Source organism: Synechococcus sp. W60.3 (genome assembly GCF_047502615.1).
Taxonomy (GTDB): Bacteria; Cyanobacteriota; Cyanobacteriia; order Thermostichales; family Thermostichaceae; genus Thermostichus.
On sequence record NZ_JANSHJ010000082.1, the window covers coordinates 1 to 1,177 of the forward strand.

1 protein-coding gene and 1 pseudogene are annotated in these 1,177 nt (G+C 52.7%); one reads left to right on the forward strand and one right to left on the reverse strand.

The window, feature by feature from the left end:
* A pseudogene (locus NW846_RS12570) lies at positions 1 to 138 on the reverse strand (glycine cleavage system aminomethyltransferase GcvT); the annotation flags it as partial.
* Positions 139 to 394: 256 nt separating this feature from the next.
* On the opposite strand from NW846_RS12570, the gene NW846_RS12575 reads away from it, so the two are divergent.
* Positions 395 to 1,102: an RNA-guided endonuclease InsQ/TnpB family protein gene (locus NW846_RS12575; protein WP_011432770.1), complete on the forward strand. Its 708-nt coding sequence runs from the start codon at positions 395 to 397 to the stop codon at positions 1,100 to 1,102.
* Positions 1,103 to 1,177 lie beyond the last annotated feature (75 nt).

The window sequence follows — 1,177 nt, forward strand, 5'->3', positions numbered from 1 at the left end:
CTCCCGCACTGCCCGATGTTCTGCTATCACTCCCCGATACTGCAGCGGCATTTCCCAGCCGGCAAAAGAGACAAATCGCGCCCCCAAAGCTTGATGAAGGGAGAACAAGGGGGTGCGTTGCAGAGGCGTTTGGCTCATCAAGGGATCCTCAGCGGTCTAAAGACTAAAAGGTCAAAGACTAAAATAAGTGCAGCATCGCCCATTTCTCGGAGCTTGTGCCATGCGCCTTCTCCACACCATGATCCGCGTCGGCAACCTGGAGCGCTCCCTGCGGTTTTACCGAAAAAACGCCGTAAAGCCCTGCCCTTGAGGGCAGGGATGTAAGGCGCAGACCGTTTTATCCCTTCAGGAACGCTGTTCGCGGTAGCGGTGCGTAGCACTTTAAAATAGCAATATGTTGGTCAGAGAAGCCAAGCTGCTCAACGGCACTGCAGAGCAGTACCAAGCTCTGGACGAAGCCATTCGCACTGCGCAGTTTGTGCAAAACAAGTGTCTACGGTACTGGATGGATAACCGGGGCGCGACCAAAGCGGTTCTGTATTCCCTCTGCAAGGACTTGGCCAAAGAGTTCCCCTTCGCCCGCCAGCTCAACTCTGCCGCCCGTCAAGCTAGTGCCGAAAGAGCTTGGTCTGCCCTCTCCAACTTCTACCGCCGTTGCAAGAACAAAGAACCAAGGAAAGGCTATCCGCAGTTCAAGAAGAACTGTCGGTCGGTCGAGTACAAGCTGTCCGGCTGGAAGCTGTCTCCTGACGGCATGTCCATCACGTTCACCGACGGCTTCAACGCAGGAACATTTGCCTTGTACTGCAATGGTGAGGCAAGACACCATATCCTAAACTCCAAAATCAATCGGGTGCGGGTGATACGCAGGGCAGATGGGTACTATGCCCAGTTCTGCTTGGATGTGGAGCGCAAGGAGCAGGGAGAATACACAGGCAATGTTATTGGCATTGACTTGGGCTGGAAGGCTTTCTACACCGACCAGAACGGCAACTCTGTAGAGTGTCCAAAGTTTCTCAGACGCAGCGAAAGGAGGTTAAAGCAGCACCAGCGCAGATTAAGTCAGTATCGGGAGGAATACACAACTTCACTTGCCTTGTGATATAATAATGTGATATAAATATAATACTGCGGACACCAGAAACGGTTGTTTAAGGCACTGGTAACGGTCGATTGG

What these genes read in the sequence shown, in the direction of transcription:
- NW846_RS12575 (WP_011432770.1), top strand. Translation starts at nt 395, where the DNA reads ATGTTGGTCAGAGAAGCCAAGCTGCTCAACGGCACTGCAGAGCAGTAC.